Source organism: Acidovorax sp. GW101-11A03 (assembly GCF_059424825.1).
On sequence record NZ_JBWKZU010000062.1, the window covers coordinates 1 to 25,419 of the forward strand.

The following is a 25,419-nucleotide window of genomic DNA, read 5'->3' on the forward strand; positions in this document are numbered from 1 at the left end:
GTGACGGCCTGCGGGCCCTGCAGGGCGAGCAGGGCGTGGTCGGGCATGGGCACGACCTTGCAGCGCTGGCCGATGCGGGCCTGGATATGGGCAATGTCGCCCACCTTGCAAGCGCCGTTGACGATGACAAACAAGGTGGGCTCGCCATTCACGACGCCCTGGTTGAAGAACATCAGGTCGTCGATGATCGTGCCCTCGTCGGTCAGGAGCAGGCCGTAGCGCTGCTTGCCCACGGGCAGGTCGATCACGTCCACGGGCATCAGGGTTTCAAACGCCGCAGCGGCATCGGCGCCGATGAGCTTGAGCTGGCCCATGTGCGACACATCAAACAGGCCCGCTGCGGTGCGGGTGTGCACATGCTCGGCCATCAGGCCTGCGGGGTACTGCACGGGCATGGAATAGCCCGCAAAAGGCACCATGCGGGCGCCCAGCTCGATGTGCAGGGCGTTCAGGGGCGTGGTGAGCAGGGTAGACGTGGCAGGGGCTGACATGGCGGAACTCCGGGGCAAATGGGGGCCGCAGCCACCAAGGTGACTACGGGATTTGCCCTGCTGTCCGCTTTACCTGAGAGATTCACCGCAGCACCCTGGCTGGCCGTGCGGTTTGCTCCTTCGGTGGGCGGCCTGCTCACAGTTTGTCTGCGGGGCCACCTCTCTCCAGCAAGGGAACGCCCGCATCACTGCGGGCGGTTGTCAGTCCTTTTGCCTGAGCGTTCGGCTGCTGCCTGCGCCTTCGGCGGTGCTGCACGTCTTGCGCTGAAGACGGAGCACTCTCTCCTGACGGGCGGGATTCTAACGCCTACTTGGCATAGACTAGGTCGCGCAATGCCAGAGAAATCGATGGCACATAGGTGATGACCAGCAGGCACACCAGGATCACACCCACAAAAGGCAGCAAGTGTTTGATGATCCGGTCCAGCGAGATCTTGGCCACCGTGCAGGCCGCAAACAGGTTCACGCCAAAGGGCGGTGTGATCATGCCCAGCGCCAGGTTCACCACCATGATCAGCCCGAAATGCACCGGGTCGATGCCAAAGTGCATGGCCACGGGCGCCAGGATGGGCGCCAGCACGATGATGGCGGCGCTGGTCTCGATGAACATGCCGATCACGAACAGCGCCGCATTCACGCCCAGCAGGAACAGGGCAGGGGACTGCAGCACGGCTTCGAGCCAGCGGCCGATGGCATCGGGCACCCCGGCACGTGTGATGAGGAACGCAAACAGCCCGGCGTTGGCGATGATGAACATGATCACCGCCGACGAGATGGCCGACTTGCGCAGGATGGCGAACAAGTCCTTGATGCGGATCTCGCGGTAGATCACCACCCCTACGATGAGCGCATAGAACACGGCCACGGCCGATGCCTCGGTGGGCGTGAACACGCCGCCGTAGATGCCGCCCAGGATGATCACAGGCATGAGCAGCGCCCAGCCCGCCTGCAGCGTGGCCTTGCCAAAGGGCATGCGACCATCGCCGTCGTTCTTGCCCCAGCCCTTGTACTTGCAATACGCCCACACGAAGAGCATCAGTGCACCGCTGATCAGCAGGCCCGGGCCAAAGCCCGCGATGAACAGCTCGCCAATCGACACCTCGGCGCTCACGCCGTACAGGATCATCGGAATCGAGGGCGGAATGATCACACCCAGCTCGGCACTGGTGGCCTGCAGCGCGGCTGCGTAGCTGGTGGGGTAGCCATGCTTGATGAGCGCGGGGATCAGGATGGCACCAATCGCAAACGTGGTGGCCACCGACGAGCCCGACACGGCCGCGAAGATCATGCAGGTGAGCACGCAGGTCATGGGTAGGCCGCCCTGCACGCCGCCCACGATGCTCTTGGCAAACTCCACCAGGCGGCGCGAGATGCCGCCGGTCTCCATGAGGTTGCCCGCCAGGATGAAGAAGGGGATGGCCGCCAGCGGAAACTTGTTGATCGAGGCGAACATTTCCTTCACCGAGATCAGCATGTTGGCGTTCGACGCCTGGATGCCGAGGATGGATGCAAGACCAATCGATACGGCCACCGAAATGGTGAGCGCAAAGCACAGCACCATCGTGGAAATCATCACGGCGCTCATTGGGCGGTCTCCAGTTCCATGCGCAAGGGGTCAATCAGGTTGCCGATGATGCCCACGGCGCAAAAGACGCCGCCCACGGGCATGGCCAGGTAGGCCCAGAACATCGAGACGGATTCCAGCCCTGCCATGCTCTGCACGCCGCCGCGTTGGGCGTAGTCCCAGCCGTACCAGATGACGATGCCGATCAGCGCCAAGGCTGCCAGCGCAACCACCCAGTCCAGCACCCGCCGCAGGGCGGGAGGGCTCCAGCGGTACAGCACATCCACGCTCACCATCGCCCCCTGGCGGAAGGCTGCGGGGATGGCGAGGAACACCATCCAGATCAGGCTGAAACGGATCAGCACTTCCGTCCATTCGGCGGGCTGCTCCAGCACAAAGCGCATGAGGATCTGGAACATGCCCAGCGAGGCAGACAGGGCCAGCATGACGCAGGCCCCCAGCATGGCGATGAAGGTGGTCCATCGCTCAAAAGTGAGAAAAGCATTTTTCATGGGGCGATGCCTACCATGGGCAGTTGTTGAATCGACAGGTGGGGCAACACGGTGGGAGAGCAGGAAGGAAACCTGGAGCAGGAATAAAAACGCCCGATAGCGAAATGGCTACGGGCGTTGGTTGCTACTATAAAGATAGTAGCGCGTGCATCACTTGAAGTCGCGGATCTTGTCGAGCGTGGCCTTGCCGAACTGTTTTTCGAATTCGGCATTCACGGGGGCCAGGGCGGCCACAAACTTGGATTTGTCGGGGTTGTCCACCACCGTCATGCCCTTGGCGCGCAGGTCGGCCACACCCTTGGCATCGTCTTCATCCACGCGTGCACGGTTGGCCTTGGTGCCTTCCTTGGCGGCGTCGATGAAGGCCTGCTTGTCCGCGGCCGACAGCTTCTCGAAAGCGCCCTTGTTCATTACGAAGATGGCAGGCGAGTACACGTGGCCGGTCAGTGTCAGGTGCTTTTGCACCTGGTCAAACTTGGCCGAGATGATCACGGGCAGCGGGTTCTCCTGGCCGTCCACAGTGCCTTGTTGCAAGGCGGTGAACACTTCGGGGAAGGCCATGGGCGTGGTGATGATGCCAAAGCCCTTGTACGCGGCGATGTGCACGGGGTTCTCCATCGTGCGCATCTTCAGGCCCTTGAGATCTTCGGGCGTGTTGACCGAGCGCTTGCTGTTGGTCATGTGGCGGAAGCCGTTCTCAGCCCAGGCCAGGGCCTTGAAGCCCTTGCTGTCGAACTTGGTCAGCATCTCCTGCCCGATGGGGCCGTCCAGCACCGCGCGGGCGTGGGCCTTGTCGCGGAACAGGAAGGGCACGTCCAGGATCTTGGTCTCTGGCACAAAGTTGGGGATAGGGCCTGTGGAGCTGAAAGCCAGTTCTTGCGTGCCCAGTTGCACGGCTTCGATCGACTCGCGCTCACCACCCAGGGCGCCGTTGTAGAACGTCTGCACCTTGTAGCGGCCGCTGGTGCGCTTTTCGACTTCCTTGGCAAACGTGTCGATGGCAATCCCCTGATGGGAATTCTGGGCCGTCGAGATGCTGATGCGCATGGTGGTCTGCGCGGCAGCGGTGGCCACAAAGCCGAGCGCAAGGCTCAGGCCGACGACGAGTCTGGTCAATTGCATGGTGTCTCCTGTTGATGGTGGGTCAGGGGTGGGTTGCGCCGAGGCCCTTGCGGAGCCGCCCCCGACCTCGCTGAAATTATGGCGGTGCAGCATGGCCGTAGGCATCCGGGTTTGTGCTGGTAAGCGTGCTTATTAACTGGGCTGCAGGGCGTTTGCAGTTGCATTGGCGACACCCCGGGCGCTGGGCTGGCAGACCTGTGCATGCGGTCTGTATGGCCGCCGCAGGGCGTTCGTGATGGGCCTGAAATGCCAAGGGCCCCGTGCTGGCGGTAACCAGCCGGGGCCTTGTCAGTTTGTGCGCTCCGGTAAGAGCGCCTTGATGAAAGAAGTATGCGCCGCGTGGCAGAGATGATTTTGCTGAATTCGCTTTGATTGGTCTTGTTTGCAGAAAAATTTGCTGCAATGGATTGTTTTTGTGAATAATCCGGCCGATGGATCGCCTCGACAGAAAAATTCTCGCCGTGCTGCAGGGCAACGCGCGCGCCAGCTTGCAAGAGATTGGCCAGGCCGTGGGCCTGAGCCCGTCGCCCTGCTGGGGGCGCATCAAGAAGATGGAGGAGGCGGGTGTCATCCAGGGCTACACGGTGCGCATCAACCCGCAGTCGCTCGACCTGGCCGACACGGTGCTGGTGCAGGTCACGCTCGACAGCCATTCGGACAACACGCTCGAAAAATTTGGCGAGACGCTGGCCAGCATTCCCGAGGTGATCGAGGCGCATCTGGTGTCGGGCGACTACGACTACCTGCTGCGCATCGTGGTCAAGGACACGCGCGACTACGAGCGCCTGCTGCGCGAGAAGCTCTACAAGATCAAGGGCATACGCCACAGCCGGTCCAGCTTTGTGCTGCGCACGCTCAAGAAGGCCGACCTGCCGCTTTTTGTGGGGTCGGTTTGAATAAAAATGGCCGCTTCCGCGCTATGGTCAAGCGCTTTAAGCTATCAAAATAGGAGCATTCGGCGTTTGCTGAAATGTGCTTGGGAGCCTCCACCATGAACCTGCGATTTGTCGAAGCCTTTTACTGGGTGGCCTCCCTCAAAAGCGTGACACGCGCGGCCGAGAAGCTGTTCCTCACGCAGTCGGCCATGTCCAGCCGCATTTCCGCACTCGAAGAGGAGCTGGGCGTGCTGCTTCTCGACCGGCGCGACAAGCACTTCAAGCTCACGGTGGCCGGGGCCCGTTTTCTGGTCTACGCCAAGCGCATGCTGGAACTGCAGCGCCAGATCAAGGCCGAGATGGGTTCGGGTGGGCCGCTGGAGGTGTCGATCCGCCTCGGCGCCATCGAATCGGTGCTGCATTCATGGCTCATTCCGTGGGTGGAACAGCTGCGCAAGGACAACCCGCTGCTGGAGCTGGAGCTGACGGTGGAGACCACCCCCGTGTTGCTCGACCAGATCCGCCGTGGCACCCTGGATGCCGTGTTCGCAGCCCTGCCGGCGGCGGCGGACGGCATCCGCAGCCAGGCGGTGACGCCCATGGAGATGGTGTTTGTGGGCAACAGCAAGACGCACCGCAAGCGCCGCTACGCGCTGGAAGACTTTGCAGGGGCCGACATCCTGACCTTTCAGCGTGGCTCGCAGCCCCATGTCTCACTGCTCGACACGCTGCGCCAGGCGCAGGTGGAGCCACGCTGCGTGCACACCATCTCGTCCATCTCGGCCATGGTTCAGCTGGTGCAGGGGGGCTTTGGCGTGGCCACCCTGCCGCGCCTGGCGGTGCAGCGGCTGCTGGCGTTCCCGGACCTGCGCGCGCTGGCCTGCGATACCGCGCTCAAGCCCCTGCCTATCCATGTGAGCTACCGCGAAGACCCCTCGTCACCGGCCATGGAGGCCGTCGTGCGCTCGGCGCTCAGCTTTATCGACGCGCAACAGCCGCCGTCTAAGGTGCGCAAAGCACGCGCCTGAGCGATTCCGTACGCGCTTCTTTGCGTACGCATATGTGCGCATGCACCGGCGCAGTGCATGAGGTGCTGTGGCTGCAATGTCTATCTGGCGCCGCACGGATGCGAAGCGGGGACGCAGCACCGCTAGCACACGCTCCCTCTGCGGCTATCAGGGTGCATTTTTTGTCCGGGTTAACCCCTAAATATCAGCCAAGGGTTAACCCTTGGGCACCAGTCTGGTTCACTCTGCCCCAATGAAGTGCATCGAAAAAATCGATGAGCTAAGAGAAATTTTTTGAATTTGCCAGCAGGCAGTGTGGCCCAACACAATCCGCCCAACGTCATGCAATTGACATTTCTCAATGCAAGGAAACACGGTGGATTCAGTTCAAGACAAAGCGCTGGCAGTGTTTGGCGCCGAGGGCATCAACAACCCCGGCCATGTGCGCAGCGTCATCCGGCAAGGGGCCTGGGCATCGCACACCAGTGGTCTGGCGCATGGGCGGGTGCAGGGCAACCTGGTGATCCTGCCTGAGGTGCAGGCGGGTGATTTTCTGCGCTTTTGCCAGCGCAACCCCAAGCCCTGCCCGGTGCTGGCCGTGAGTGAGCCTGGCCAGATCACGTTGCCATCGCTGGGCCAGGGCATCGACATTCGCAGCGATGTGCCGCAGTACCGCGTCTGGCGCCATGGCGAGCTGGCGCAAGAGGTGACCGACATCACCGACCTGTGGCGTGCCGACCTGGTGACCTTTGTGCTCGGCTGCTCGTTCTCGTTCGAGTCGGCATTGCAGGAAGCCGGTATCAGCCTGCGCCACATCAACGAAGGCAAGAACGTGGCCATGTACCGCACCAACATTGCGACCGAACCCGCAGGGCCCTTTGGTGGCGCCATGGTGGTGTCCATGCGGCCCATGCCTGCGGCCGATGTGATCCGCGCGGTGCAGGTCACCTCGCGTTTCCCCAACGTGCATGGCGCCCCCGTGCACATCGGTGATCCGGCGCTCATCGGCATTGCCGACATTGGCCAGCCCGACTACGGCGACGCCGTGGCGCTGCTGCCCGATGAGATCCCTGTGTTCTGGGCCTGTGGCGTGACGCCGCAGTCCGCCATCTTGAATGCCCAACCGGCGTTCTGCATCACCCATGCCCCGGGCTGCATGCTGGTCACCGATCTTCTTAACCACCAACTCGCCAGCTTCTAAGCGGCTTACCCCCAGGAGTCTCCCCATGAAAAAATTTGCACTGTGTATGACGGCCGCCCTCAGCGTGTGCGCGGCCCAAGCCCAGGTCAAGTGGGACCTGCCCACCGGCTACGGTGCCAACAGCTTCCAGACGCAAAACGTGCAGCAGTTCGCAACCGATGTGGACAAGCTCACGGGCGGCAAGCTCAAGATCACCTTGCACCCCGGTGGTTCGCTATACAAGGCCAACGAGATCAAGCGTGCCGTGCAGACCGGGCAGGTGCCGTCGGCCGAGTTCATCCTCTCGGGCGCATCCAACGAGAACCCGCTTTTTGGCGTGGATTCCATCCCCTTCCTGGCCACGAGCTACGCAGACTCCAAGCGCCTGTACCTGGCCGCCAAGCCTGCGCAAGAAAAGCTGCTGGCATCGCAGGGGGTGAAGGTGCTGTTCACCGTGCCATGGCCCGGCCAGTCGCTGTACTCGCTCAAGCCCCTGAGCACGCCTGCGGACTTCGCGGGCACCAAGATGCGCGCTTACAACCCGGCCACCACGCGCATTGCGCAACTGCTGAAGGCCCAGCCCGTCACCATCCAGCTGTCCGAGCTGGGCCAGGCCCTGGCCACCAACACCGTGCAGAACTTTCTGACGTCGAGCGCCAGCGGCGTGGAATCCAAGCTGTACGAGCAGGTGAAGCATTTCTACCCCGTCAGCGCCTGGCTGCCGCGCAACGCCACGGTGGTCAACCAGAAAGCCTTTGATGCGCTTGAAAAGCCCTTGCAGGACGCCGTGCTGAAGGCTGCGGCCGATGCCGAGGTGCGCGGCTGGGCCACCAGTGAGCGGGTGGACAAGGAGTTCATCAAGGAACTGGCCGCCAAGGGCATGACCGTGGCCGAGCCCAGCGACAGCATCAAGAAGGAACTGGCCAGCATTGGCGAGTCCATGACCGCCGACTGGGTGAAGTCGGCCGGTGCCGAGGGCCAGGCCATCATCGACGCCTACCGCAAGAAGTAAGCGCTGCGCTCCAGGCCCCGCCACGGGGCCGGGCAGCACCCGTGCGTGCTGCCCCTGTTTCCAGCCACTCCCTTTTCATTTTCAAGCGTTACCGGAGTACGCCATGGACAAACTCGTCCGAAATTTCTACAGGCTGCTGATGCTGCTGTCCGGCATCTCCATGCTGGCCGCGTTCGCCGCTGTCACGCTGGGCGTGTTTGCCCGCGAAGTCGCCCACCTGAACATCGACGGGCTCGATGCATACGCAGGCTACGCCATCGCCGCTGCGCTGTTCTTCGCCCTGCCCAGCACACTGCAAAACGGCGATCACATCCGTGTGACGCTGGTGCTGGACCGCCTGCCAGCGCGCCTGCGCTCGGCCTTCGAGTGGTTCTGCCTGAGTGCGGCGCTCGTGCTTACGCTTTACATCGCCTGGTATGCCGTGCGCTCGGTCTGGATTTCTTACATCACGCACGACATCTCGCCCGCAGCCGACGCCTCGCCGCTGTGGATCCCGCAGATCAGCATGGCGATGGGCTGCATCGGCTTTGCGCTGTCGTTTGCGCATGCCCTCGTCCTGCGTTTCCAGGGCGTGGCCTTCATGGCCGTGTCCGAGTCGGCGCGTTCCGAATAACCCGAAACCGGAGACACCATCATGGACGTCATCATCGCTTTGGGCCTGATCGTGGTGCTGTTTGCAGTGCTCGGATCGGGCCTGTGGATCGGCCTGTCACTGCTCGCAGTGGCCCTGGTCGGCATGGAGCTTTTTACCAACCGCCCGGTGGGCGACAGCATGATGCTGACCATCTGGGGTTCCACCTCCAGTTGGACGCTGACGGCTTTGCCCCTGTTTCTGTGGATGGGTGAGATCCTGTTCCGCAGCAAGCTGTCAAGCAGCATGTTCAAGGGCCTGGCCCCATGGCTGGAGCGCCTGCCGGGCCGCCTGCTGCATGTGAACGTGGTGGGCTGCACCATCTTTGCCGCCATCTCGGGCTCATCGGCTGCCACCTGCGCCACCATTGGCAAGATCACACTGCCTGAACTCAAGCAGCGCGGCTACCCTGAAGACATTTCGGTGGGAACATTGGCCGGAGCTGGCACGCTGGGTCTGCTGATCCCGCCCTCGATCATCATGATCGTCTATGGCGTGGCGGCCAACGTGTCGATCTCCAAGCTCTTCCTGGCGGGTGTGATTCCAGGCCTGCTGCTGGCGGCGCTGTTCATGGGCTACATCATTGTCTGGGCGCTGTTCAACAAGGACAAGGTGCCTGCGCCCGATGCCCGGCTGAGCTTTGCACAGAAGCTCTATGCCTCGCGCCACCTGATTCCCGTGGTGTCGCTCATCGTGGTGGTGCTGGGTGCCATCTACAGCGGCATCGCCACGGCCACCGAGGCCGCAGCGCTGGGCGTGGCGGGGTCGCTGATCCTGGCCAAGATTGAGGGCTCGCTCAACTGGGCCCGCTTCAAGGAAGGCCTGGTGGCTGCCTGCCGTGTGTACTGCATGATCGGCCTCATCCTGGCGGGCGCAGCCTTCCTCACGCTGGCCATGGGTTTCATCGGCCTGCCTCGTCACCTGGCCGAGTTCATCGGCGCGCTGCACCTCTCGCCGTTTGCGTTGATGCTGCTGCTCATCGTGTTCTTCATCCTGCTGGGCTGCTTCCTGGATGGCATCTCCATGGTGGTGCTGACCATTGCCGTGCTGCTGCCCACCGTGGAGGCTGCGGGCTTTGACCTGGTGTGGTTCGGCATCTTCATCGTGCTGGTGGTCGAGATGGCGCAGATCACGCCGCCCGTGGGCTTCAACCTGTTCGTTCTGCAGGGCATGACGCGCCGTGAAGTCACCTGGATCGCCCGCACCGCGCTGCCCTTGTTTGCCCTGATGATCGTCGCGGTCATCATGACTTACTTCGTGCCCGACGTGGTGCTCTGGCTGCCGCGCCAGATGCAGGGCTGATCCACCGCACTGCTTCCCAGCCTGCACAGGAGTCCCCATGAAAACCGTTGTGTTGCTGGCCGCGCTTGCCGTGGCCCCGATGGCGCACGCCCAGACCCAGTGGAAACTGGCCACGGGCTACCGCGCAGAGTCCTTCCACACCGGCAATGTGGTGCAGTTTGCGCAAGACGTGGAGCGCGCCTCGGGCGGGGCGTTGCGCATCGAGGTCCATGCCAACAACACGCTGTTCAAGCTGGGCGAGATTCCCCAGGCCGTGCAGGACGGCAAGGCCCAGGCGGGCGAAACCATCATGACCAGCCTGGTGCAGGGCATGCCCATTGCTGGGGCCGACACCGTGCCATTTTTAGTGCGCAGCTACGCCGATGCGCGCCGCCTGTGGGATCTGCAGCGCCCGCTGATCGACGGGCACTTTGCAGCCAAGGGCCTCAAGGCCCTGTATGCCGTGCCCTGGCCGCCCCAGGGGCTGTTTTCCATCGGGCCGGTGCGCTCGTCGGCCGACTTCAAGGGCACGCGCATGCGCACCTACAACCCGGCCACCGTGCGCATTGCCGAGCTGCTTGGCGCCACACCGGTGGACGTGCCCATGGTCGAAGTCAACAAGGCGCTGTCGGCGGGCAAGCTCGACTCCATGATCACCTCGGCCCTGACCGGGGTGGAGAACCAGGTCTGGGGGCAGATCAAGCAGTACTACGGCATCAATGCCTGGTTGCCCAAGAACATCGTGTTTGTGAACCAGCAGGCTTTTGATGCGCTGCCACCCGCTGCGCGCCAGGCCGTGACCCAGGCGGCGGCTGAGGCCGAAACACGCGGCTGGGCCCTGAGTGCCGCCGTGGCCGAAGAGTCGGTGGGCGAGCTGCAGCGCAAGGGCATCAAGGTCGAACGTGCATCCGCCGAGCTGGACACCGAACTCAAGCGCCTGGGCGAACGCTTCTCCCGCGAATGGGTGCAGTCGGTGGGCAACGAGGCCAACAAGATTTTCATTCCCTACTACTTCCAACGCTAGTCCGACTTCCGACGCTAGTCCGTTAGTCCGTCAGTTCATCCGTTAACCAGTGAGTCCTATCACCATGCAAGCACCCACCACCATGACCACCGCACCGGCCGGCAACCGCTGGCAGTTCTGGATCGACCGGGGCGGCACTTTCACCGACATCGTGGCCAAGCGGCCCGATGGCACGCTCACCACGCACAAGCTGCTGTCCGAAAACCCCGAACAGTACAAGGACGCGGCCGTGGCCGGCATCCGCCACCTGCTGGGCCTGCAGCCCGGCGAGCCCGTCACCCCGGCGCTGGTGGAATGCGTGAAGATGGGCACCACCGTGGCCACCAACGCGCTCTTGGAGCGCAAGGGCGAGCCCACGCTGCTGGTCACCACACGCGGTTTTCGCGATGCGCTGCGCATCGCCTACCAGAACCGCCCGCGCCTGTTTGACCGCCACATTCAGCTGCCCGAGCTGCTGTACACCGAGGTCATCGAAGCCCGTGAGCGCATGGGTGCCCATGGTGGCGTGCTGCAGAACCTGGATGAGGCCACCTTGCGCGGTGATCTGCTGGCCGCCTATGGTCGCGGCCTGCGCAGCGTGGCCATTGTGTTCATGCACGGTTACCGCTACACGCAGCACGAGCAGGCGGCCAAGCGCATTGCCAAAGAAGTGGGTTTCACGCAGATCAGCACCTCGCACGAAACCAGCCCGATGATGAAGTTCGTGAGCCGGGGCGACACCACGGTGGTGGATGCCTACCTCTCGCCCATCCTGCGCCGCTATGTAGAGCAGGTGGCCAGCGAGATGCCGGGTGTGAAGCTGTTCTTCATGCAGTCGTCCGGCGGGCTCACCGATGCGGGCACCTTCCAGGGCAAGGACGCGATCCTGTCCGGCCCGGCGGGCGGCATTGTGGGCATGGCGCGCACGGCGGGCCTGGCCGGGCATGAAAAGGTCATCGGCTTTGACATGGGCGGCACCAGCACCGACGTGAGCCACTACGCAGGTGCGTTCGAGCGTGAGTTCGAGACCCATGTGGCCGGTGTGCGCATGCGCGCGCCCATGATGAGCATCCACACGGTGGCGGCGGGAGGCGGATCGGTGTTGGCGTATGACGGCTCGCGCTTTCGCGTGGGCCCCGAGAGCGCAGGTGCCAACCCCGGCCCGGTGAGCTACCGCCGGGGAGGCCCGCTGGCTGTGACCGACGCGAACGTGATGGTGGGCAAGGTGCAGCCGCGCTACTTCCCCAGTGTGTTTGGCCCGGCAGCCAACGAAACGTTGGACGCCGATGCGGTGCGTGCCCGCTTCCAGGAGATTGCCACCCAGACCCAGCGCCATCCCGAAGAAGTGGCCGAAGGCTTCATCCAGATCGCCGTGCAGCAGATGGCCAACGCGATCAAGAAGATCAGCGTGGCGCGCGGCTACGACGTGACACGCTACACCCTGCAGTGTTTTGGCGGCGCAGGCGGCCAGCACGCCTGCCTGGTGGCCGATGCCTTGGGAATGTCGCGCGTGTTTGTTCACCCGCTGGCGGGTGTGCTCAGCGCCTACGGCATGGGCCTGGCCGACCAGACCGTGATCCGCGAACAAGCCGTGGAGATGCCACTGGCCGCTGCCTCGCTACCCCTGATTGCCGAGCGGCTGGAGGCCCTGGGCGCTGCTGCCCAGGCCGAACTGGAGCGCCAGCAGGTCAGCGCCAACCCGGTGCAGGTGCGCCACAACGTGCATGTGCGCTACGAAGGCACCGACTCGGCCCTGGTGGTGCCGTTTGGCGACTTGGCCAGCATTCAGGCCGCCTTTGAAAAGGCCTACCGCCAGCGCTTTGCCTTCCTGATGGCGGGCAAGGGCCTGGTGGTGGAGGCCGTGTCGGTCGAAGCCATGATTGCAGGCGATGCCCCCGCCGAGCCGCGCCTGCCAGTGCACCCGCACCGTAAGCACCCGCAACGCGAGAGCGTGCGCATGTACTCGGGCGGCGAATGGCACACCGCCGCGCTGGTGGTGCGCGAAGACTTGCACCCCGGCGACGTGATCCCGGGCCCGGCCATCATTGCCGAGAAGAACACCACCACCGTGGTGGAGCCCGGCTGGTCTGCCCGTCTGACCGACCTGGACCACCTGGTGCTGGACCGCGTGACCGCGCGCAAGGTGCAGTACGCCGCAGGCACCACGGTGGACCCGGTGCTGCTCGAAGTGTTCAACAACCTTTTCATGAATATCGCCGAGCAGATGGGGCTGCAGCTGCAGAACACCGCCTACTCGGTCAACATCAAGGAGCGCCTGGACTTCAGCTGCGCGCTGTTCGATGCCGCAGGCAACCTGATCGCCAACGCACCCCACATGCCCGTTCACCTGGGCTCAATGGGCGAGAGCATCAAGACGGTGATTCGCGAGAACGCGGGCAAGATGCACCCGGGCGATGTGTACATGCTCAACGACCCGTACCACGGCGGCACCCACCTGCCCGATGTGACGGTGATCACCCCGGTGTACGTGGCCGAAGGCGCCGAGCCCACCTTTTATGTGGGCAGCCGGGGCCACCATGCCGACATCGGGGGCACCACGCCGGGCTCCATGCCACCGTTCTCCACACGCATTGACGAGGAGGGCGTGCAGATCAACAACGTGAAGCTGGTGGACCGTGGCATCTTTTTGGAAGACTCCGTGCGCAACCTGCTGGCAACGGGTGGCGGCACCACGCCATACCCCAGCCGCAACCCCGAGCAGAACCTGGCTGACCTGCGTGCGCAGATCGCAGCGAACGAAAAGGGCGTGCAAGAGCTGTCGAAGATGGTGGACCAGTTTGGCCTGGATGTCGTGCAGGCCTACATGTGCCACGTGCAGGACAACGCCGAAGAATCGGTGCGCCGCGTGATCACGCAGCTCAAAGACGGGCAGTTCACCCTGCCGCTGGACAACGGCGCGCAGATCAGCGTGTCGGTCAAGGTCAACGTGGCCGAGCGCAGCGCGGTGATCGACTTTGCGGGCACCAGCCCGCAGCAGATGAACAACTTCAATGCCCCGCGTGCCGTGTGCATGGCGGCCGTGCTGTATGTGTTCCGCACGCTCGTGGACGATGACATTCCGCTCAACGCCGGGTGCCTCAAGCCGCTGCAGGTGATCATCCCGCAGGGCTCGATGCTCAACCCCAACCCACCGGCCTCGGTGGTGGCAGGCAATGTGGAAACCTCCACCTGCATCACCAACGCGCTGTTTGGCGCCCTGGGGGTGATGGCGGGCAGCCAGCCCACCATGAACAACTTCACCTTCGGCAATGCGCAGTACCAGTACTACGAAACCATCGCTGGTGGCAGTGGTGCGGGCGCGGTGCTCGATGCATCGGGCCGGGCGGTGCGTGGCTTTGACGGCACCAGCGTGGTCCAGACCCACATGACCAACTCGCGCCTGACCGACCCCGAGGTGCTGGAGTTCCGCTTCCCGGTGGTGCTGGACAGCTACGAGATCCAGCGCGGCTCGGGCGGTGCAGGCCGCTGGGCGGGCGGCGACGGCGGCGTGCGCCGGGTGCGGTTCCTGGAGTCGATGACGGCCAGCATTCTCTCCAACGGGCGCCTGAACCCCGCTTTCGGCATGGCGGGCGGCCAGCCTGGGCGCGCGGGCGCCAACCGGGTGCTGCGCGCCAACGGTCAGGTCGAGGAGCTGGGCCACATCGGCGCTGCATTGATGGAGCCGGGCGATGTGTTCGAGATTTCCACGCCCGGCGGTGGCGGATTTGGAGAGTGCGTCGTGCATTGACCGCAGCGATGAGGGTGGGGCGCTGGCTGCACTTGCCGCCAGCGCTGCCCTCGGTCTCGCCTCGGTTCCGCCGGGTGCGGGGCATGAATGAACCTGGAGAACACGCATGAACTATTTGACCGCTACATCTGGTGTGTCTCAAGGCACCTCCCTGTCTGGAACGCGTGTGGATGTGACCCATCCGGTACCACGGGCCGACGCGGCTCAGGCGCCCACAGCGGCCCGGCGGCGCAGCCGCAGCCTGAGTGTGGGCCAGAAGCTCGCCGCGAGTTTTGGCATCCTGGGCCTGGCCGTGGCGCTGCTGGGGGCCACTACCTGGTTGACGGGTGAGGGCACGGGCCGCCAGGCCGCTCTGCTGACGGCGGAGCAGCTGCCCATCGAACGCTCGGTGCGCGACTGGAAAACGCAGTCGGTGGCCATCGGCCAGATTGCGCTGCGCGCCACGCTGTCGTCGGATGTGTTCCCGCTGGTGGCCGAAATGCGCACGCAGCTGGCTGCCGAAGATGCCCAGCGCAAGCGCATCGAGGCGGCCTTGGCCCAGGCATCGACCGCCGAAAGCACCAAACCCCTGTGGGCCCAGGCCCAGGCGCAGCGGCAGCGCTATGCGGTGCTGCGCGATGCGTTGGTGCAGAACGCGCTCGAAGCCAAGATCATCAGCCAGAAGGAGCTGCAGGAGCATGCTGCCGCCTTGGCCCAGTACCTCCAGACCATCGACCAACTGCTGGCTGCGTCGGAGCAGGCGTCTTTGCGGGCGGGCGACAGCATGATGCGCGACGCCTCACACGCGCAGTGGATCAGCGCGATTGCCGTGCTGGTGGTGGTGGGGCTGTCGGCGTTGTTTGGCTGGCTGCTGCGCCGTTCCATCGTGTTGCCGTTGCGCCAGGCGTCCGACGCAGCTGCCGTGGTGGCGCGGGGCGATCTCACGGTGCGCATGGACACGCAGCGCACCGACGAGATCGGCCAGTTGCTCATGGCGCTCAACAGCATGGTCGAGTCGCTGCACTACGTGGTGACCGAAGTGCGCGACTCGGGCGAATCCATCCATGTGGCCAGCTCCGAAGTGGCGGCGGGTGACACCGACCTGAGCATGCGCACCGAACACGCCGCCAGCAACCTGCAGCAGACGGCGGCCAGCATTGCCCAGCTGGCGCAGATGGTGGCGGCCAATGCCGACAGCACGCGCCAAGCCAACGCGTTAGCGCTCAATGCCACCGAGGTGGCCAGCAAGGGGGGCGAAGTGGTCCACCAGGTGGTCAAGACCATGGAAGAGATCAACGCCAGCAGCAAGAAGATTGCCGACATCGTGGGCATCATCGACGGCATTGCGTTCCAGACCAACATCCTGGCGCTCAACGCCGCCGTGGAGGCCGCCCGTGCGGGCGAGCAGGGGCGTGGCTTTGCCGTGGTGGCCAGTGAAGTACGGGGCCTGGCCGGGCGCAGCGCCAACGCGGCGCGCGAGATCAAGGCGCTCATCTCTGACAGCGTGGCCAAGGTGAGCGATGGCGCCAAACTGGTGGTGACTGCGGGCTCCACCATGGGGGACATTGTGCACAGCGTGGAGCGCGTGACCACGCTGATGTCCGAGATCAACGAGGCCAGCAGCGAGCAGAGCACGCAGATCGGCCAGGTGAGCCAGGCGGTGGACCAGCTAGACCACATGACCCAGCAGAATGCCGCGCTGGTGGAAGAGGGCGCGGCGGCGGCACAAAGCCTCAAGGACCAGGCCAACCGGCTGGCCGGGGCCATGGGGCAGTTTCAGCTCGCCCGGGCAGCGTAAAAATCAATAAAAAAGGGGCCCTGCGCGGGCCCCTTAAGCATTGTTTGCTATTAATTTTGATTACATGCCTGCGTAGTTCGGGCCACCGCCGCCTTCCGGCGTAACCCACACGATGTTCTGCGTGGGGTCCTTGATGTCGCAGGTCTTGCAGTGCACGCAGTTCTGCGCATTGATCTGCAGGCGCTGGGCGTTGCCGCCCTTGGCTTCGTCGGCCACAAACTCGTACACTCCGGCAGGGCAGTAGCGGGCCTCGGGGCCTGCGTACTTGGTCAGGTTGATGTTGACCGGCACGCTCGCGTCCTTGAGCGTGAGGTGGGCGGGCTGGTTCTCTTCGTGGTTGGTGTTGCTGATGAACACGCTGGAGAGGCGGTCGAACGTCAGCTTGCCATCGGGCTTGGGGTAGACGATGGGCTTGCACTCGGCAGCGGGCTTCAGGTAGGCGTGGTCTGGCTTGTCGCGGTGCAACGTCCAGGGGATGTGGCCGCGCAGCACGAACTGCTCGAAACCGTTCATCAGTGTGGCCGTGGTCAGGCCGTACTTGAACCAGTTCTTGAAGTTGCGGTCCTTGTTCAGCTCGGTGTAGAGCCAGCTCTTTTCAAAGGCTTCGGGGTAGGCGGTCAGTTCGTCGTGCTGGCGGCCTGCCACCACGGCGTCGTAGGCGGCTTCGGCGGCCAGCATGCCGGTCTTGATGGCGGCGTGGCTGCCCTTGATGCGGCCCACGTTCAGGTAACCGGCATTGCAGCCCACCAGTGCGCCGCCCGGGAACACCGTCTTGGGCAGGGCATTGATGCCGCTGGCGTTGATGGCACGTGCGCCGTAGGACAGGCGCTTGGCCGTGATCTCGCCCTTCTCGTTCTCGAAGTAGTAGCGGACGTTGGGGTGCGTCTTCCAGCGCTGGAATTCCTCGAACGGGCTCAGGTAGGGGTTGGCGTAACCCAGGCCGGTGACGAAGCCCAGGGCCACCTTGTTGCCCTCCAGGTGGTACAGGAAGGCGCCGCCGTAGGTGTCGTTCTCCATGGGCCAGCCCGCGGTGTGCATCACAAAACCGGGCTGGTGCTTCTTGGGGTCGATTTCCCACAGTTCCTTGACGCCAATGCCAAAGCTCTGCGGGTCGCGGTCTTTGTCGAGGTGGAACTTGGCGATCAGCTGCTTGCCCAGGTGGCCGCGTGCACCTTCGGCGAACACGGTGTACTTGCCCAGCAGCTCCATGCCCAGCTGGAAGTTCTCGGTGGGCTCGCCGTCTTTGCCGATGCCCATGTTGCCGGTGGCCACGCCCTTGACGGAGCCGTTGTCGTTGTAGAGCACTTCGGCAGCGGTGAAACCGGGGAAAATTTCCACGCCCAGGGCTTCGGCCTGTTCGCCCAGCCACTTGGTCAGGTTGCCCAGGCTGATGATGTAGTTGCCATGGTTCTGCGCAAACGGCGGCAGGAACATGTTGGGCACGCGAAAGCCCGATTTTTCAGACAGGAAGATGTAGGCGTCGTCGGTGACGGGCTGGTTCAGTGGGGCGCCCCGCGTTTTCCAGTCGGGGATCAGCTCGGTGAGGGCCTTGGGGTCCATGATGGCGCCCGACAGAATGTGCGCGCCGGGCTCGGAGCCTTTTTCGAGCACCACGACCGAGACATCCTGGCCTTTTTCGGCCGCCAATTGTTTCAGGCGGATGGCTGTGGCCAAGCCGCCAGGGCCGCCGCCAACGACCACCACGTCGTATTCCATGGATTCGCGGGGGCCATATTGGGCGAGGATTTCTTCGTTTGTCATGGGCTTCTCGTCGGGCGTTTGATAATGGACTATTGTCGGCAGAGCATGGGCCAGACCCTGTCTGTCTGGCGACTGATTGTATTCACGGAATATGGACAATCGAACGACCGTTCTTTTTTGATCAGTGGGGAGACTCTAAATGGCATACAGCATCGACTTGTCGGGCCGCGTCGCTTTCATCACCGGCGCATCGAGTGGCCTGGGCGCGCAGTTTGCGCGCACCCTGGCGCGTGCCGGAGCCGGGGTGGTGCTGGCCAGCCGCCGGGTAGAAAAGCTCAAGGAACTGCGCGCCCGCATCGAAGGCGAGGGCGGCGACGCCCATGTGATCGAGCTGGACGTGACCGACCATGCCTCCATCAAATCCGCCGTGGCCCATGCCGAGACCGAGATGGGCTCCATCGACATCCTGATCAACAACTCGGGCGTGAGTACCACGCAACGCCTGCAGGATGTGGCGCCCGAGGACTACGACTTCATCTTCGACACCAATGTGAAGGGCGCTTTCTTTGTGGCGCAAGAGGTCGGCAAGCGCATGCTGGCCCGCTCGCGCGGTGCGGCGCCCGGCAGCTTCACCGGTGGGCGCATCATCAACATCGCGTCGATGGCGGGCCTCAAGGTGCTGCCGCAGATCGGCGCCTACTGCATGAGCAAGGCTGCCGTGGTGCAGATGACCCGGGCCATGGCCATGGAGTGGGGCAAGTTCGGCATCAACACCAACGCCATCTGCCCCGGCTACATCGACACCGAAATCAACCACCACCACTGGGATACCGAGCAAGGCCAGAAACTCATCGCCATGCTGCCGCGCAAGCGCGTGGGCAGCCCGCAGGACCTGGACGCGCTGCTGGTCATGTTGGCCAGCGACCAGAGCCATTTCATCAACGGCGCGGTGATTGCGGCGGACGATGGCTTCGCTGTATGAAGATCGAAATCCCCGAGGTCAAAAAGCTGGTCTTTGAGACGCGCTTCCCCGTGCGCTGGGGCGACATGGACGCAATGGGCCACGTCAACAACACGGTGTATTTCAGGTACCTGGAAACCGCGCGCATCGACTGGATGGTGTCGGTGGGCTGCAACCCCGACCCGCGCGGGCAGGGGCCGGTCATCGTCAATGCGTTCTGCAACTTCTACAAGCAGCTCGAATACCCGGCCGATGTGCTGCTCAAGCTCTACGTGAGCGACCCGGGCCGCACCACGTTCGAGACCTGGGGCACGATGGAACGCGCCGACCAGCCGGGCGTGATCTGCGCGGCAGGCGGGGCCACCACCATCTGGGTGGACTTCCCGCAGCAGAAGGCGGCACCGCTACCGGACTGGATGCGGGCGCTGGTTGCGGCTGACGCGTAGGCCTTGTCAGCCCTGCTTGGTGAAAGCGAGCCTGTCTATGACCGGCGTCCACCGCTGGCCATCGAAGACCGTGGCGCCGTAGATGCCCGCCAGGAGCATCACGCCGTCACCCACTGACAGATTGCCTGCGCAGGAATGCACCGCGTGCGGCACGTCCGCCTCTACCAGTTCGCCCCCGGCGATCTGCCAAAGGCCATAGTCCGAGGTGCACCAGACCCTGCCGCCGTACCAGACCATGTCCTTGAACGGCAGCGTCATACGGCCCTCGTGGATGATTTCCCAACGGTCTTCCCGGCCTCGCAGCACCGAGCCGCCCTGGGCGCCAACATAAACATGGCCGTCACCTGCGCAACACACGTTGTGCAGCAGCATTCTGGACGGCAACGCGCACTGCAGCCAGCGATGCCCGTTGTATCGCCATAGGTCTCCGTAGCCGCCAGCGGCATACAGATCGTTGGATGCAAACCCGTCCACGGAATGGAAGCCCCAGTCCGTGCCAAATTCGAGGCTTTTCCCCGTGCCGGGTTTGGGAAGGATGGAATCGGCGCACAGTGATTCCCATTGACCTACGCCGACTCGGCGGGCGATGGTGCGCCATGGCCCCGCCACATACACATGGCCAAACAGTGTCGAGGCGCACGTGATGGAGCCACGACGAGGCCCATCGGGGCCATACTCAATTTGCTGCTCCATGTCATTTTTGCCACCACCCAGAACGGCCACTTCGCCCGTGCTGTCAATCAACACAGCCTGTTCGACAGGGTGATGGGCAACGGCCAGCTTGGAGCGTAGAAATCCCAGGTACTGACCGCAACCGATGCGGCGTGTGGGCTCGGCATTGACAAAGAAGTTGATCAGACGAATTTGTTTGCCGGTGTCTGAGTCTTGTGAACACCCCTCGTCTGGCTGGTTTTCCCTGAGCAGAAAACTGAACGTGTCACGCGACCTGACAGCGGCGTCTGTCAGGCTGTATCCCTGGAAAAAAGTCTGGTACTCCAGCTCGTTCAGCATTGATGGGCTCTCCTTGCAAGGGCTCCATTGCTTGCGGGTGAGGCGCAGGAGCGGTCGTCAGGCCGGGTGTCAGGCTTTTTGTTTCGGCACCCGTCCCATCAGATAGAACTCGGGGTTGGGCAACATGCCCGCAAAGCTGGCCATGCGGTTGCTCAGCCCAAAGAACGCGGTGATGGCCGCGATGTCCCAGATGTCCTCGTCGTCAAAGCCGTGGGCGTGCAGCGCAGCGAAGTCGGCGTCCTCGATCTCGTGCGAGCGCTGGCAGACCTTCATCGCAAAGTCGAGCATGGCGCGTTCGCGTGGGCTGATGTCGGCCTTGCGGTAGTTCACGGCCACCTGGTCGGCAATGAGGGGTTTCTTTTCATAGATGCGCAGGATCGCGCCGTGCGCCACCACGCAATACAGGCACTGGTTGGCCGCGCTGGTGGTGGTGACGATCATCTCGCGCTCGCCCTTGGTCAGGCTGCCTTCTTCTTTGAGCATGAGTGCATCGTGGTACGCGAAGAACGCGCGCCACTCGGCCGGGCGGCGCGCAAATGCCAGGAACACGTTGGGGATGAAACCCGCCTTCTCCTGCACTTCCACGATGCGTGCGCGGATGTCTTCGGGCAGGGTGTTCAGGTCGGGGAAGGGGTAGCGGCTCACGGCGGTCTCCTATGGTTTTTTGTGGTTCGGGTTGCGGGGCAAGTATCAGGGATGCCACTGGGTGGCTCGTACGGGGCTTTGTGCGGGTGCGGCCGAGTTGCCCGCCAGTGCATACGACAGCTGCGTGGCAGCAGCCATCACGGTTTGCGCCAGCGCTTCTAGTTTTTCCGCGGGCAGTCGCGATGCCGGGCCCGAGATGCACACCGAGCCCATCAGCCGCCAGTGCATGCCGAAGACTGGCGCCGACACGGTGGCCACACCCTGTTCGCGCTCGCCAATCGACCAGTGGTAGCCCTTCCTGCGGATCTCTTCGTAGGCCTTGCCCGGCTCGCCCGAAAACGCCAGGATCACGCGCCCTGGCGAGCCTTTGTCGAGTGGCAGGCCTTCGCCTATGCGGGCGTGGTGGCGCAGGGCCTGCGGGCCTTCCACGCGCACCAGGCAGGTCCGCACATTGCCTTCACGCACGTAAAAGGCAGCGCTTTCGCCCGTGGCAAGGGTCAGCTCACGCAGCGCGGGCTCCAGCACGTTCTGCACATCAAAACCGGCCTGGTAGCGCGCGCCCAGCCAGCCAGCAGCGGGCCCCAGGCGCCAGTCGCCGTCTTCGCGCTGCACCATGAAGCCCGACTGCGCCAGCGTGCGTGCCAGGCGCAGCACTGTCGTCTTGTGCAGGGCGCAGCGGCGGCTCAACTCGGCCAGAGACAGGCTCGATTCACCCAGTGCAAACGCCTCCAGCACCTGCAGGGCGCGTGTGACGGCGATGACACCACCGCCAGGTTCTGGATCGGCCGGAGCCATGGGGCGGGGCGCGGGCGTAAGTGCGAGGGTGGGGGCGGGGGGCTGGGAGGGCTTGGTGGGACGGTTGCTCATGGCGCAATTCGTTTCATTGTATGCAACTGCATTGTATGCGTTGAAACGTCTGCGTACAGTCGCACCCACGGCGCTGGACCAGAACACGGATCACAACAAAGGCCCTGCAGACCGGCGTGACGAACCACCACAACGGAGACAAATCCATGACCGCCTTCACTTCACTTTCGCGCTCCCTGTGCGCTGCCATTCTGGGCCTGGCCGCCGCTGCAGTGCCCACCGGGGCCGCTCTGGCGCAGGCCTTTCCGGGCAAGCCCATCCGCCTCATCGTGCCGTTCCCGCCCGGCGGCGGCACCGACATGATTGCGCGCACCGTGGCGCAAAAGCTCACGGACCAGAACAAGTGGAACGTGATCGTGGACAACCGCCCCGGCGCAGGCGGCAACCTGGGGGTGGACGCCGCGGCCAAGTCGCCTGCCGATGGCTACACGCTGGTCATGGGCCAGACGAGCAACCTGGCCATCAACCCCACGCTCTATCCCAAGCTGCCCTACGACCCGATCAAGGACCTGGTGCCTGTGGCCCTCGTGTCGTCCTCGCCCATCGTGATGGCTGCGCCCGCCAATTCGCCTTTCAAGTCGTATGCCGATGTGGTGGCCGCCGCCAAGGGCAAGCCCGATGCGCTCACGCTGGGCTATTCAGGCAACGGCACTGTGGCCCACCTGGCGGGCGAGCTGGCGGAAGACGCGGCGGGCATCAAGCTGCGCCACATCCCCTACAAGGGCGCCGCCCAGGCCATGACGGATCTGGTGGGCGGGCAGATCGACCTGTACATGTCGTCCGTGCCCACGCTGCTGGGCCAGGTGCGCAACGGCAAGCTCAAGGTCATTGCCATCACCTCGGCCAAGCGCTCGCCGCAACTGCCCGATGTGCCCACGCTGGCCGAGTCCGGCTACAAGGGCTTCGAGGCCGTGACCTGGTTCGGCATCCTGGCACCCGCCGGTACACCAGCCCCCATCGTGGCGCAGCTCAACAAGGCCATCAACGCGGCCCTGCAGCAGCCCGATGTGGCTGACAAGCTGCGTTCTGAAGGCGGTGAGGTGTTGGGCGGCACGGCCGAGCAGTTCAGCCAGCTGCTCAAAGCCGAAGTGCCGCGCTGGGCCAAGATCGTGAAGGATTCGGGCGCCAGCCTGGACTGACAGCGTCGCCCGCGTCGCAGCCCCACCCACGCTCACACAGCCATCGCCATGTCCCGCGATTGCCTTGTCACGCCCGTACCGTTCTCGGTGGGCACCACCGTGCCGCGCACGGCACTGCCCGCCGGGGCTTGCGACTGCCATGTGCATGTGTACGACCAGCGCTTTCCTGCCGCACCCGGTGCCAGGCTGCTGCCGCCCGATGCGTCAGCGCAGGACTACCGCGCGCTGCAGCGGCGCATCGGCACCACGCGGGTGGTGCTGGTCACGCCCTCGACCTATGGCACCGACAACCGCTGCCTGCTTGCAGGGCTGGCCGCATTCGCAGCCATGGGCGTGGAGGCACGTGGCGTGGCGGTGATCGACGGGCACGAAAGCGATGCCGAGTTGCAGCAGCTGCACGCCGCCGGCGTGCGCGGCGCGCGGCTGAACCTGTCGCTGGGGGTGTCCGGCTCGGTGGATTCCATCGTGCCGCTGGCCCGGCGCATTGCGCCCTGGGGCTGGCATTTGCAGCTGCTGATGCCGCCGGATCTGCTGGCCGGGCTGGGCGCCGTGCTGCGGCAGTTGCCCGTGCCGCTGGTGTTTGACCACTTTGGGCGCATTCCCCCCGCGCAGGCAGCGCACCATGCCGCACATGCGGTGCTGCTGGGGCTGCTGCAAAGCGGGCAGGCGTGGGTGAAGCTGTCCGGCGGCTACATAGTGAGCAGCATGCATTCGGTGGAAGACCCGCTGCTGGACGCGCTGGCCGCCAGCTACCTGCAGTGTGCGCCCGGGCGTGTGCTGTGGGGCAGCGACTGGCCGCACGCCACGGCAACGGCTGGCGTACAGCCCCTGCCCGATGACGCCCGCCAGGTGGACCGCCTCGCGGACTGGACCGCAGCCTGCGGCGGCCCCGCGCTGCTGCGCCAGGTGCTTGTGAATAACCCGCAGGCGCTCTACGGCTTCGGCCGACCGCTGTGAAACCCCTTGTTTGATTGTTTGGAAGGCATTGCCATGACCCCCACTTCACGCCCCCTCCATCACATCTCCCGTCGCAGCCTGCTGGCCCTGGGGGGCGCCATGCTGGCCGCCCCTGCATGGGCGCAGGCCGACTGGCCCGGCGGCAAACTCATTACCTGGGTGGTGCCGTACCCTGCAGGCGGCAGTACCGACGTGCTGGGCCGCAACATCGCGCAGCGCCTGGGCCCGGCATTGGCCACCAACGTGGTCGTGGACAACAAGGCGGGCGCCACCGGCACCATTGGCGCAGCCTTTGTGGCCAAGGCGCAGCCAGACGGCCTGACGCTGCTGGGCACCTCCATCGGCCCGCAGGCGATTGCGCCGCACCTCATGCCCAAGCTGCCTTACGACCACATTGCGGCGTTCGAGCCCGTGGTCACCGTGGGCACCATCCCGCACATCCTGGTGGTGGGGGCCAACCAGCCGTTCAAGACCGTGGCCGACCTGCTGGCAGCAGCCAAGGCGCAGCCGGGCAAGCTGGCGTTTGCCTCGGGCGGCAACGGCACCATCCTGCAGATGCAGGGCGAGCTGCTGCAGCAGCAAACCGGCGCGCGCTTCATCCATGTGCCCTACAAGGGCGATACCCCGGCGCTGCAGGACACGCTGGCCGAACAAGTGCAGTTCATGTTTGCACCGGCCGCCGCCGCGCTGCCCCATGTGCACGCGGGCAAGCTGCGTGCGCTGGCCGTCACGTCGGCCCAGCGCCTCAAGTCCCTGCCATCCGTGCCCACGATGGGCGAGGTCGGCATGAAGGACTTCGTGGTCGAGCAGTGGCAGGCCGTGTTTGCACCCGCCAGAACGCCCACGGCCGTGGTGCAGCGCCTGAACCAGGAAATCAACAAGGCCATGAAAGACCCCGCTGTGGTGACTTTGGCCGACAAGCTGGGCGTGACGCTGGTGGGGGGCACGCCCCAGCAACTGGGCGACCTGCAAAAGGCCGACTCCGCCAAGTGGGCCAAGGTGATCAAAGACGGAAACATCCAGGCCGACTGATGGGCGCGCCTGCCAGCCCCCTCCACCCCTTTTACTTTTCTACCTGATGGAACAACCATGAACCAACTCCCAGAAATCATCCGCACCATCGAGCGTGTGGGCGCCGACGTCGTGGCCAAAGCCTCCACCTTCCAGGCCGCCATCCTGTCTGACGTGTCAGGCCGCCGCGGCACCATGCATGGCCGCGTGGCGCCTGTGCACCAGAGCATGAAGGTGGCTGGCCCCGCCTTCACCGTGGAGGTGCGCCCCGGCGACAACCTCATGATCCACGCTGCCATCGCCCTGGCCCAGCCGGGCGATGTGCTGGTGATCGACGGCAAGGGCGACCAGACGGCCGCCCTCATGGGCACGCTGATGCTCAGCGCTTGCAAGAAGCGCGGCCTGGCGGGCGTGATCGTGGATGCGTCCATCCGCGACAAGCTGGAAATTCTGGAGCTGGACTTCCCCGTGTTCAGCG

General features: G+C 64.4%; 23 protein-coding genes and 2 riboswitches. Of the genes, 15 read left to right on the forward strand and 8 right to left on the reverse strand.

The genetic code is table 11. From position 1 onward, the window contains the following. The 4 genes from AC07Z7_RS20490 to AC07Z7_RS20505 form a co-directional block, all read right to left on the reverse strand. Window positions 1-491: aminomethyltransferase family protein (locus AC07Z7_RS20490; RefSeq protein ID WP_494767488.1), on the reverse strand; the 491-nt coding region annotated here is incomplete at its 3' end. Window positions 492-541: 50 nt separating this feature from the next. Continuing rightward, window positions 542-670: riboswitch (glycine riboswitch) on the reverse strand. Between the two features lie 13 nt (window positions 671-683). Further along, a riboswitch (glycine riboswitch) is annotated at window positions 684-789 on the reverse strand. A gap of 9 nt (window positions 790-798) precedes the next feature. After that, on the reverse strand, window positions 799-2,076 hold the full coding sequence (locus AC07Z7_RS20495) for a TRAP transporter large permease (RefSeq protein WP_494767489.1): 1,278 nt from the start codon (window positions 2,074-2,076) through the stop codon (window positions 799-801). Beyond that, window positions 2,073-2,567, reverse strand: coding sequence for a TRAP transporter small permease (locus AC07Z7_RS20500; protein ID WP_494767490.1), 495 nt, complete (start codon window positions 2,565-2,567; stop codon window positions 2,073-2,075). Before AC07Z7_RS20500 ends, AC07Z7_RS20495 begins: the two co-directional genes overlap by 4 nt. 150 nt (window positions 2,568-2,717) lie before the next feature. Further along, window positions 2,718-3,689, reverse strand: coding sequence for a TRAP transporter substrate-binding protein (locus AC07Z7_RS20505; protein WP_094290637.1), 972 nt, complete (start codon window positions 3,687-3,689; stop codon window positions 2,718-2,720). 431 nt (window positions 3,690-4,120) lie between these two features. On the opposite strand from AC07Z7_RS20505, the gene AC07Z7_RS20510 reads away from it, so the two are divergent. The 9 genes from AC07Z7_RS20510 to AC07Z7_RS20550 all read left to right on the forward strand — a co-directional run bounded on the left by AC07Z7_RS20510 (window position 4,121) and on the right by AC07Z7_RS20550 (window position 16,203). After that, on the forward strand, window positions 4,121-4,585 hold the full coding sequence (locus AC07Z7_RS20510) for an Lrp/AsnC family transcriptional regulator (protein WP_094290638.1): 465 nt from the start codon (window positions 4,121-4,123) through the stop codon (window positions 4,583-4,585). A 95-nt stretch (window positions 4,586-4,680) separates the two neighbouring features. Continuing rightward, window positions 4,681-5,592: a LysR family transcriptional regulator gene (locus AC07Z7_RS20515; RefSeq protein ID WP_494767491.1), complete on the forward strand. Its 912-nt coding sequence runs from the start codon at window positions 4,681-4,683 to the stop codon at window positions 5,590-5,592. 403 nt (window positions 5,593-5,995) lie between these two features. Continuing rightward, a complete protein-coding gene (locus AC07Z7_RS20520; protein ID WP_252659683.1) occupies window positions 5,996-6,772 on the forward strand; it encodes a putative hydro-lyase in 777 nt (258 codons plus the stop codon). A gap of 25 nt (window positions 6,773-6,797) precedes the next feature. Continuing rightward, on the forward strand, window positions 6,798-7,763 hold the full coding sequence (locus tag AC07Z7_RS20525) for a TRAP transporter substrate-binding protein (protein ID WP_494767492.1): 966 nt from the start codon (window positions 6,798-6,800) through the stop codon (window positions 7,761-7,763). A 103-nt stretch (window positions 7,764-7,866) separates the two neighbouring features. Beyond that, a complete protein-coding gene (locus AC07Z7_RS20530) occupies window positions 7,867-8,376 on the forward strand; it encodes a TRAP transporter small permease (RefSeq protein WP_252659581.1) in 510 nt (169 codons plus the stop codon). A gap of 21 nt (window positions 8,377-8,397) precedes the next feature. Continuing rightward, window positions 8,398-9,696 (forward strand): TRAP transporter large permease, encoded by a 1,299-nt coding sequence (locus AC07Z7_RS20535; RefSeq protein WP_494767493.1) that lies wholly within the window; start codon window positions 8,398-8,400, stop codon window positions 9,694-9,696. Between the two features lie 37 nt (window positions 9,697-9,733). Next, window positions 9,734-10,699 carry a TRAP transporter substrate-binding protein gene (locus AC07Z7_RS20540; RefSeq protein ID WP_494767494.1) on the forward strand — a complete coding sequence of 322 codons (966 nt, stop codon included), beginning with the start codon at window positions 9,734-9,736 and terminating at the stop codon, window positions 10,697-10,699. Window positions 10,700-10,763: 64 nt separating this feature from the next. Continuing rightward, a complete protein-coding gene (locus AC07Z7_RS20545; protein ID WP_494767495.1) occupies window positions 10,764-14,426 on the forward strand; it encodes a hydantoinase B/oxoprolinase family protein in 3,663 nt (1,220 codons plus the stop codon). Between the two features lie 106 nt (window positions 14,427-14,532). Continuing rightward, window positions 14,533-16,203 carry a methyl-accepting chemotaxis protein gene (locus AC07Z7_RS20550; protein ID WP_494767496.1) on the forward strand — a complete coding sequence of 557 codons (1,671 nt, stop codon included), beginning with the start codon at window positions 14,533-14,535 and terminating at the stop codon, window positions 16,201-16,203. Window positions 16,204-16,263: 60 nt separating this feature from the next. Here AC07Z7_RS20550 and AC07Z7_RS20555 read toward each other — a convergent pair whose 3' ends face one another. Beyond that, complete coding sequence (locus AC07Z7_RS20555; RefSeq protein WP_494767497.1) at window positions 16,264-17,964, reverse strand: electron transfer flavoprotein-ubiquinone oxidoreductase; 1,701 nt, start codon at window positions 17,962-17,964, stop codon at window positions 16,264-16,266. Window positions 17,965-18,103: 139 nt separating this feature from the next. Between AC07Z7_RS20555 and AC07Z7_RS20560 the strand changes: the two genes are divergently transcribed. Next, window positions 18,104-18,886 (forward strand): SDR family oxidoreductase, encoded by a 783-nt coding sequence (locus AC07Z7_RS20560; protein WP_494767498.1) that lies wholly within the window; start codon window positions 18,104-18,106, stop codon window positions 18,884-18,886. Continuing rightward, entirely contained in the window at window positions 18,883-19,311 is a 429-nt protein-coding gene (locus AC07Z7_RS20565; RefSeq protein WP_094290648.1) for an acyl-CoA thioesterase, read from the forward strand. Before AC07Z7_RS20560 ends, AC07Z7_RS20565 begins: the two co-directional genes overlap by 4 nt. Before the next feature lie 6 nt (window positions 19,312-19,317). On the opposite strand, the gene AC07Z7_RS20570 is transcribed toward AC07Z7_RS20565, so the two are convergent. The 3 genes from AC07Z7_RS20570 to AC07Z7_RS20580 form a co-directional block, all read right to left on the reverse strand. Next, window positions 19,318-20,322 carry a beta propeller repeat protein gene (locus AC07Z7_RS20570; protein ID WP_494767499.1) on the reverse strand — a complete coding sequence of 335 codons (1,005 nt, stop codon included), beginning with the start codon at window positions 20,320-20,322 and terminating at the stop codon, window positions 19,318-19,320. Between the two features lie 69 nt (window positions 20,323-20,391). Further along, window positions 20,392-20,967 (reverse strand): peroxidase-related enzyme, encoded by a 576-nt coding sequence (locus tag AC07Z7_RS20575; protein WP_094290650.1) that lies wholly within the window; start codon window positions 20,965-20,967, stop codon window positions 20,392-20,394. A 45-nt stretch (window positions 20,968-21,012) separates the two neighbouring features. After that, on the reverse strand, window positions 21,013-21,834 hold the full coding sequence (locus tag AC07Z7_RS20580; RefSeq protein ID WP_494767500.1) for an IclR family transcriptional regulator: 822 nt from the start codon (window positions 21,832-21,834) through the stop codon (window positions 21,013-21,015). Between the two features lie 146 nt (window positions 21,835-21,980). On the opposite strand from AC07Z7_RS20580, the gene AC07Z7_RS20585 reads away from it, so the two are divergent. The 4 genes from AC07Z7_RS20585 to AC07Z7_RS20600 all read left to right on the forward strand — a co-directional run. Further along, window positions 21,981-22,973 (forward strand): Bug family tripartite tricarboxylate transporter substrate binding protein, encoded by a 993-nt coding sequence (locus AC07Z7_RS20585; protein ID WP_094290651.1) that lies wholly within the window; start codon window positions 21,981-21,983, stop codon window positions 22,971-22,973. A 48-nt stretch (window positions 22,974-23,021) separates the two neighbouring features. Further along, window positions 23,022-23,930: an amidohydrolase family protein gene (locus AC07Z7_RS20590; RefSeq protein ID WP_494767501.1), complete on the forward strand. Its 909-nt coding sequence runs from the start codon at window positions 23,022-23,024 to the stop codon at window positions 23,928-23,930. A 33-nt stretch (window positions 23,931-23,963) separates the two neighbouring features. Continuing rightward, window positions 23,964-24,962, forward strand: a complete 999-nt coding sequence (locus AC07Z7_RS20595) for a Bug family tripartite tricarboxylate transporter substrate binding protein (RefSeq protein WP_494767502.1) — start codon at window positions 23,964-23,966, stop codon at window positions 24,960-24,962. Window positions 24,963-25,019: 57 nt separating this feature from the next. After that, window positions 25,020-25,419, forward strand: a 400-nt coding sequence (locus AC07Z7_RS20600) for an RraA family protein (RefSeq protein WP_494767503.1), incomplete at its 3' end; no start/stop codon positions are given.

Bases quoted from the DNA above. Each gene is read 5' to 3' on its own strand.
- AC07Z7_RS20495 (WP_494767489.1), bottom strand. From the start codon at position 2,076: ATGAGCGCCGTGATGATTTCCACGATGGTGCTGTGCTTTGCGCTCACC.
- AC07Z7_RS20500 (WP_494767490.1), bottom strand. From the start codon at position 2,567: ATGAAAAATGCTTTTCTCACTTTTGAGCGATGGACCACCTTCATCGCC.
- AC07Z7_RS20505 (WP_094290637.1), bottom strand. From the start codon at position 3,689: ATGCAATTGACCAGACTCGTCGTCGGCCTGAGCCTTGCGCTCGGCTTT.
- AC07Z7_RS20510 (WP_094290638.1), top strand. From the start codon at position 4,121: ATGGATCGCCTCGACAGAAAAATTCTCGCCGTGCTGCAGGGCAACGCG.
- AC07Z7_RS20515 (WP_494767491.1), top strand. From the start codon at position 4,681: ATGAACCTGCGATTTGTCGAAGCCTTTTACTGGGTGGCCTCCCTCAAA.
- AC07Z7_RS20525 (WP_494767492.1), top strand. From the start codon at position 6,798: ATGAAAAAATTTGCACTGTGTATGACGGCCGCCCTCAGCGTGTGCGCG.
- AC07Z7_RS20530 (WP_252659581.1), top strand. From the start codon at position 7,867: ATGGACAAACTCGTCCGAAATTTCTACAGGCTGCTGATGCTGCTGTCC.
- AC07Z7_RS20535 (WP_494767493.1), top strand. From the start codon at position 8,398: ATGGACGTCATCATCGCTTTGGGCCTGATCGTGGTGCTGTTTGCAGTG.
- AC07Z7_RS20540 (WP_494767494.1), top strand. From the start codon at position 9,734: ATGAAAACCGTTGTGTTGCTGGCCGCGCTTGCCGTGGCCCCGATGGCG.
- AC07Z7_RS20545 (WP_494767495.1), top strand. From the start codon at position 10,764: ATGCAAGCACCCACCACCATGACCACCGCACCGGCCGGCAACCGCTGG.
- AC07Z7_RS20550 (WP_494767496.1), top strand. From the start codon at position 14,533: ATGAACTATTTGACCGCTACATCTGGTGTGTCTCAAGGCACCTCCCTG.
- AC07Z7_RS20555 (WP_494767497.1), bottom strand. From the start codon at position 17,964: ATGACAAACGAAGAAATCCTCGCCCAATATGGCCCCCGCGAATCCATG.
- AC07Z7_RS20560 (WP_494767498.1), top strand. From the start codon at position 18,104: ATGGCATACAGCATCGACTTGTCGGGCCGCGTCGCTTTCATCACCGGC.
- AC07Z7_RS20565 (WP_094290648.1), top strand. From the start codon at position 18,883: ATGAAGATCGAAATCCCCGAGGTCAAAAAGCTGGTCTTTGAGACGCGC.
- AC07Z7_RS20570 (WP_494767499.1), bottom strand. From the start codon at position 20,322: ATGCTGAACGAGCTGGAGTACCAGACTTTTTTCCAGGGATACAGCCTG.
- AC07Z7_RS20580 (WP_494767500.1), bottom strand. From the start codon at position 21,834: ATGAGCAACCGTCCCACCAAGCCCTCCCAGCCCCCCGCCCCCACCCTC.
- AC07Z7_RS20585 (WP_094290651.1), top strand. From the start codon at position 21,981: ATGACCGCCTTCACTTCACTTTCGCGCTCCCTGTGCGCTGCCATTCTG.
- AC07Z7_RS20590 (WP_494767501.1), top strand. From the start codon at position 23,022: ATGTCCCGCGATTGCCTTGTCACGCCCGTACCGTTCTCGGTGGGCACC.
- AC07Z7_RS20595 (WP_494767502.1), top strand. From the start codon at position 23,964: ATGACCCCCACTTCACGCCCCCTCCATCACATCTCCCGTCGCAGCCTG.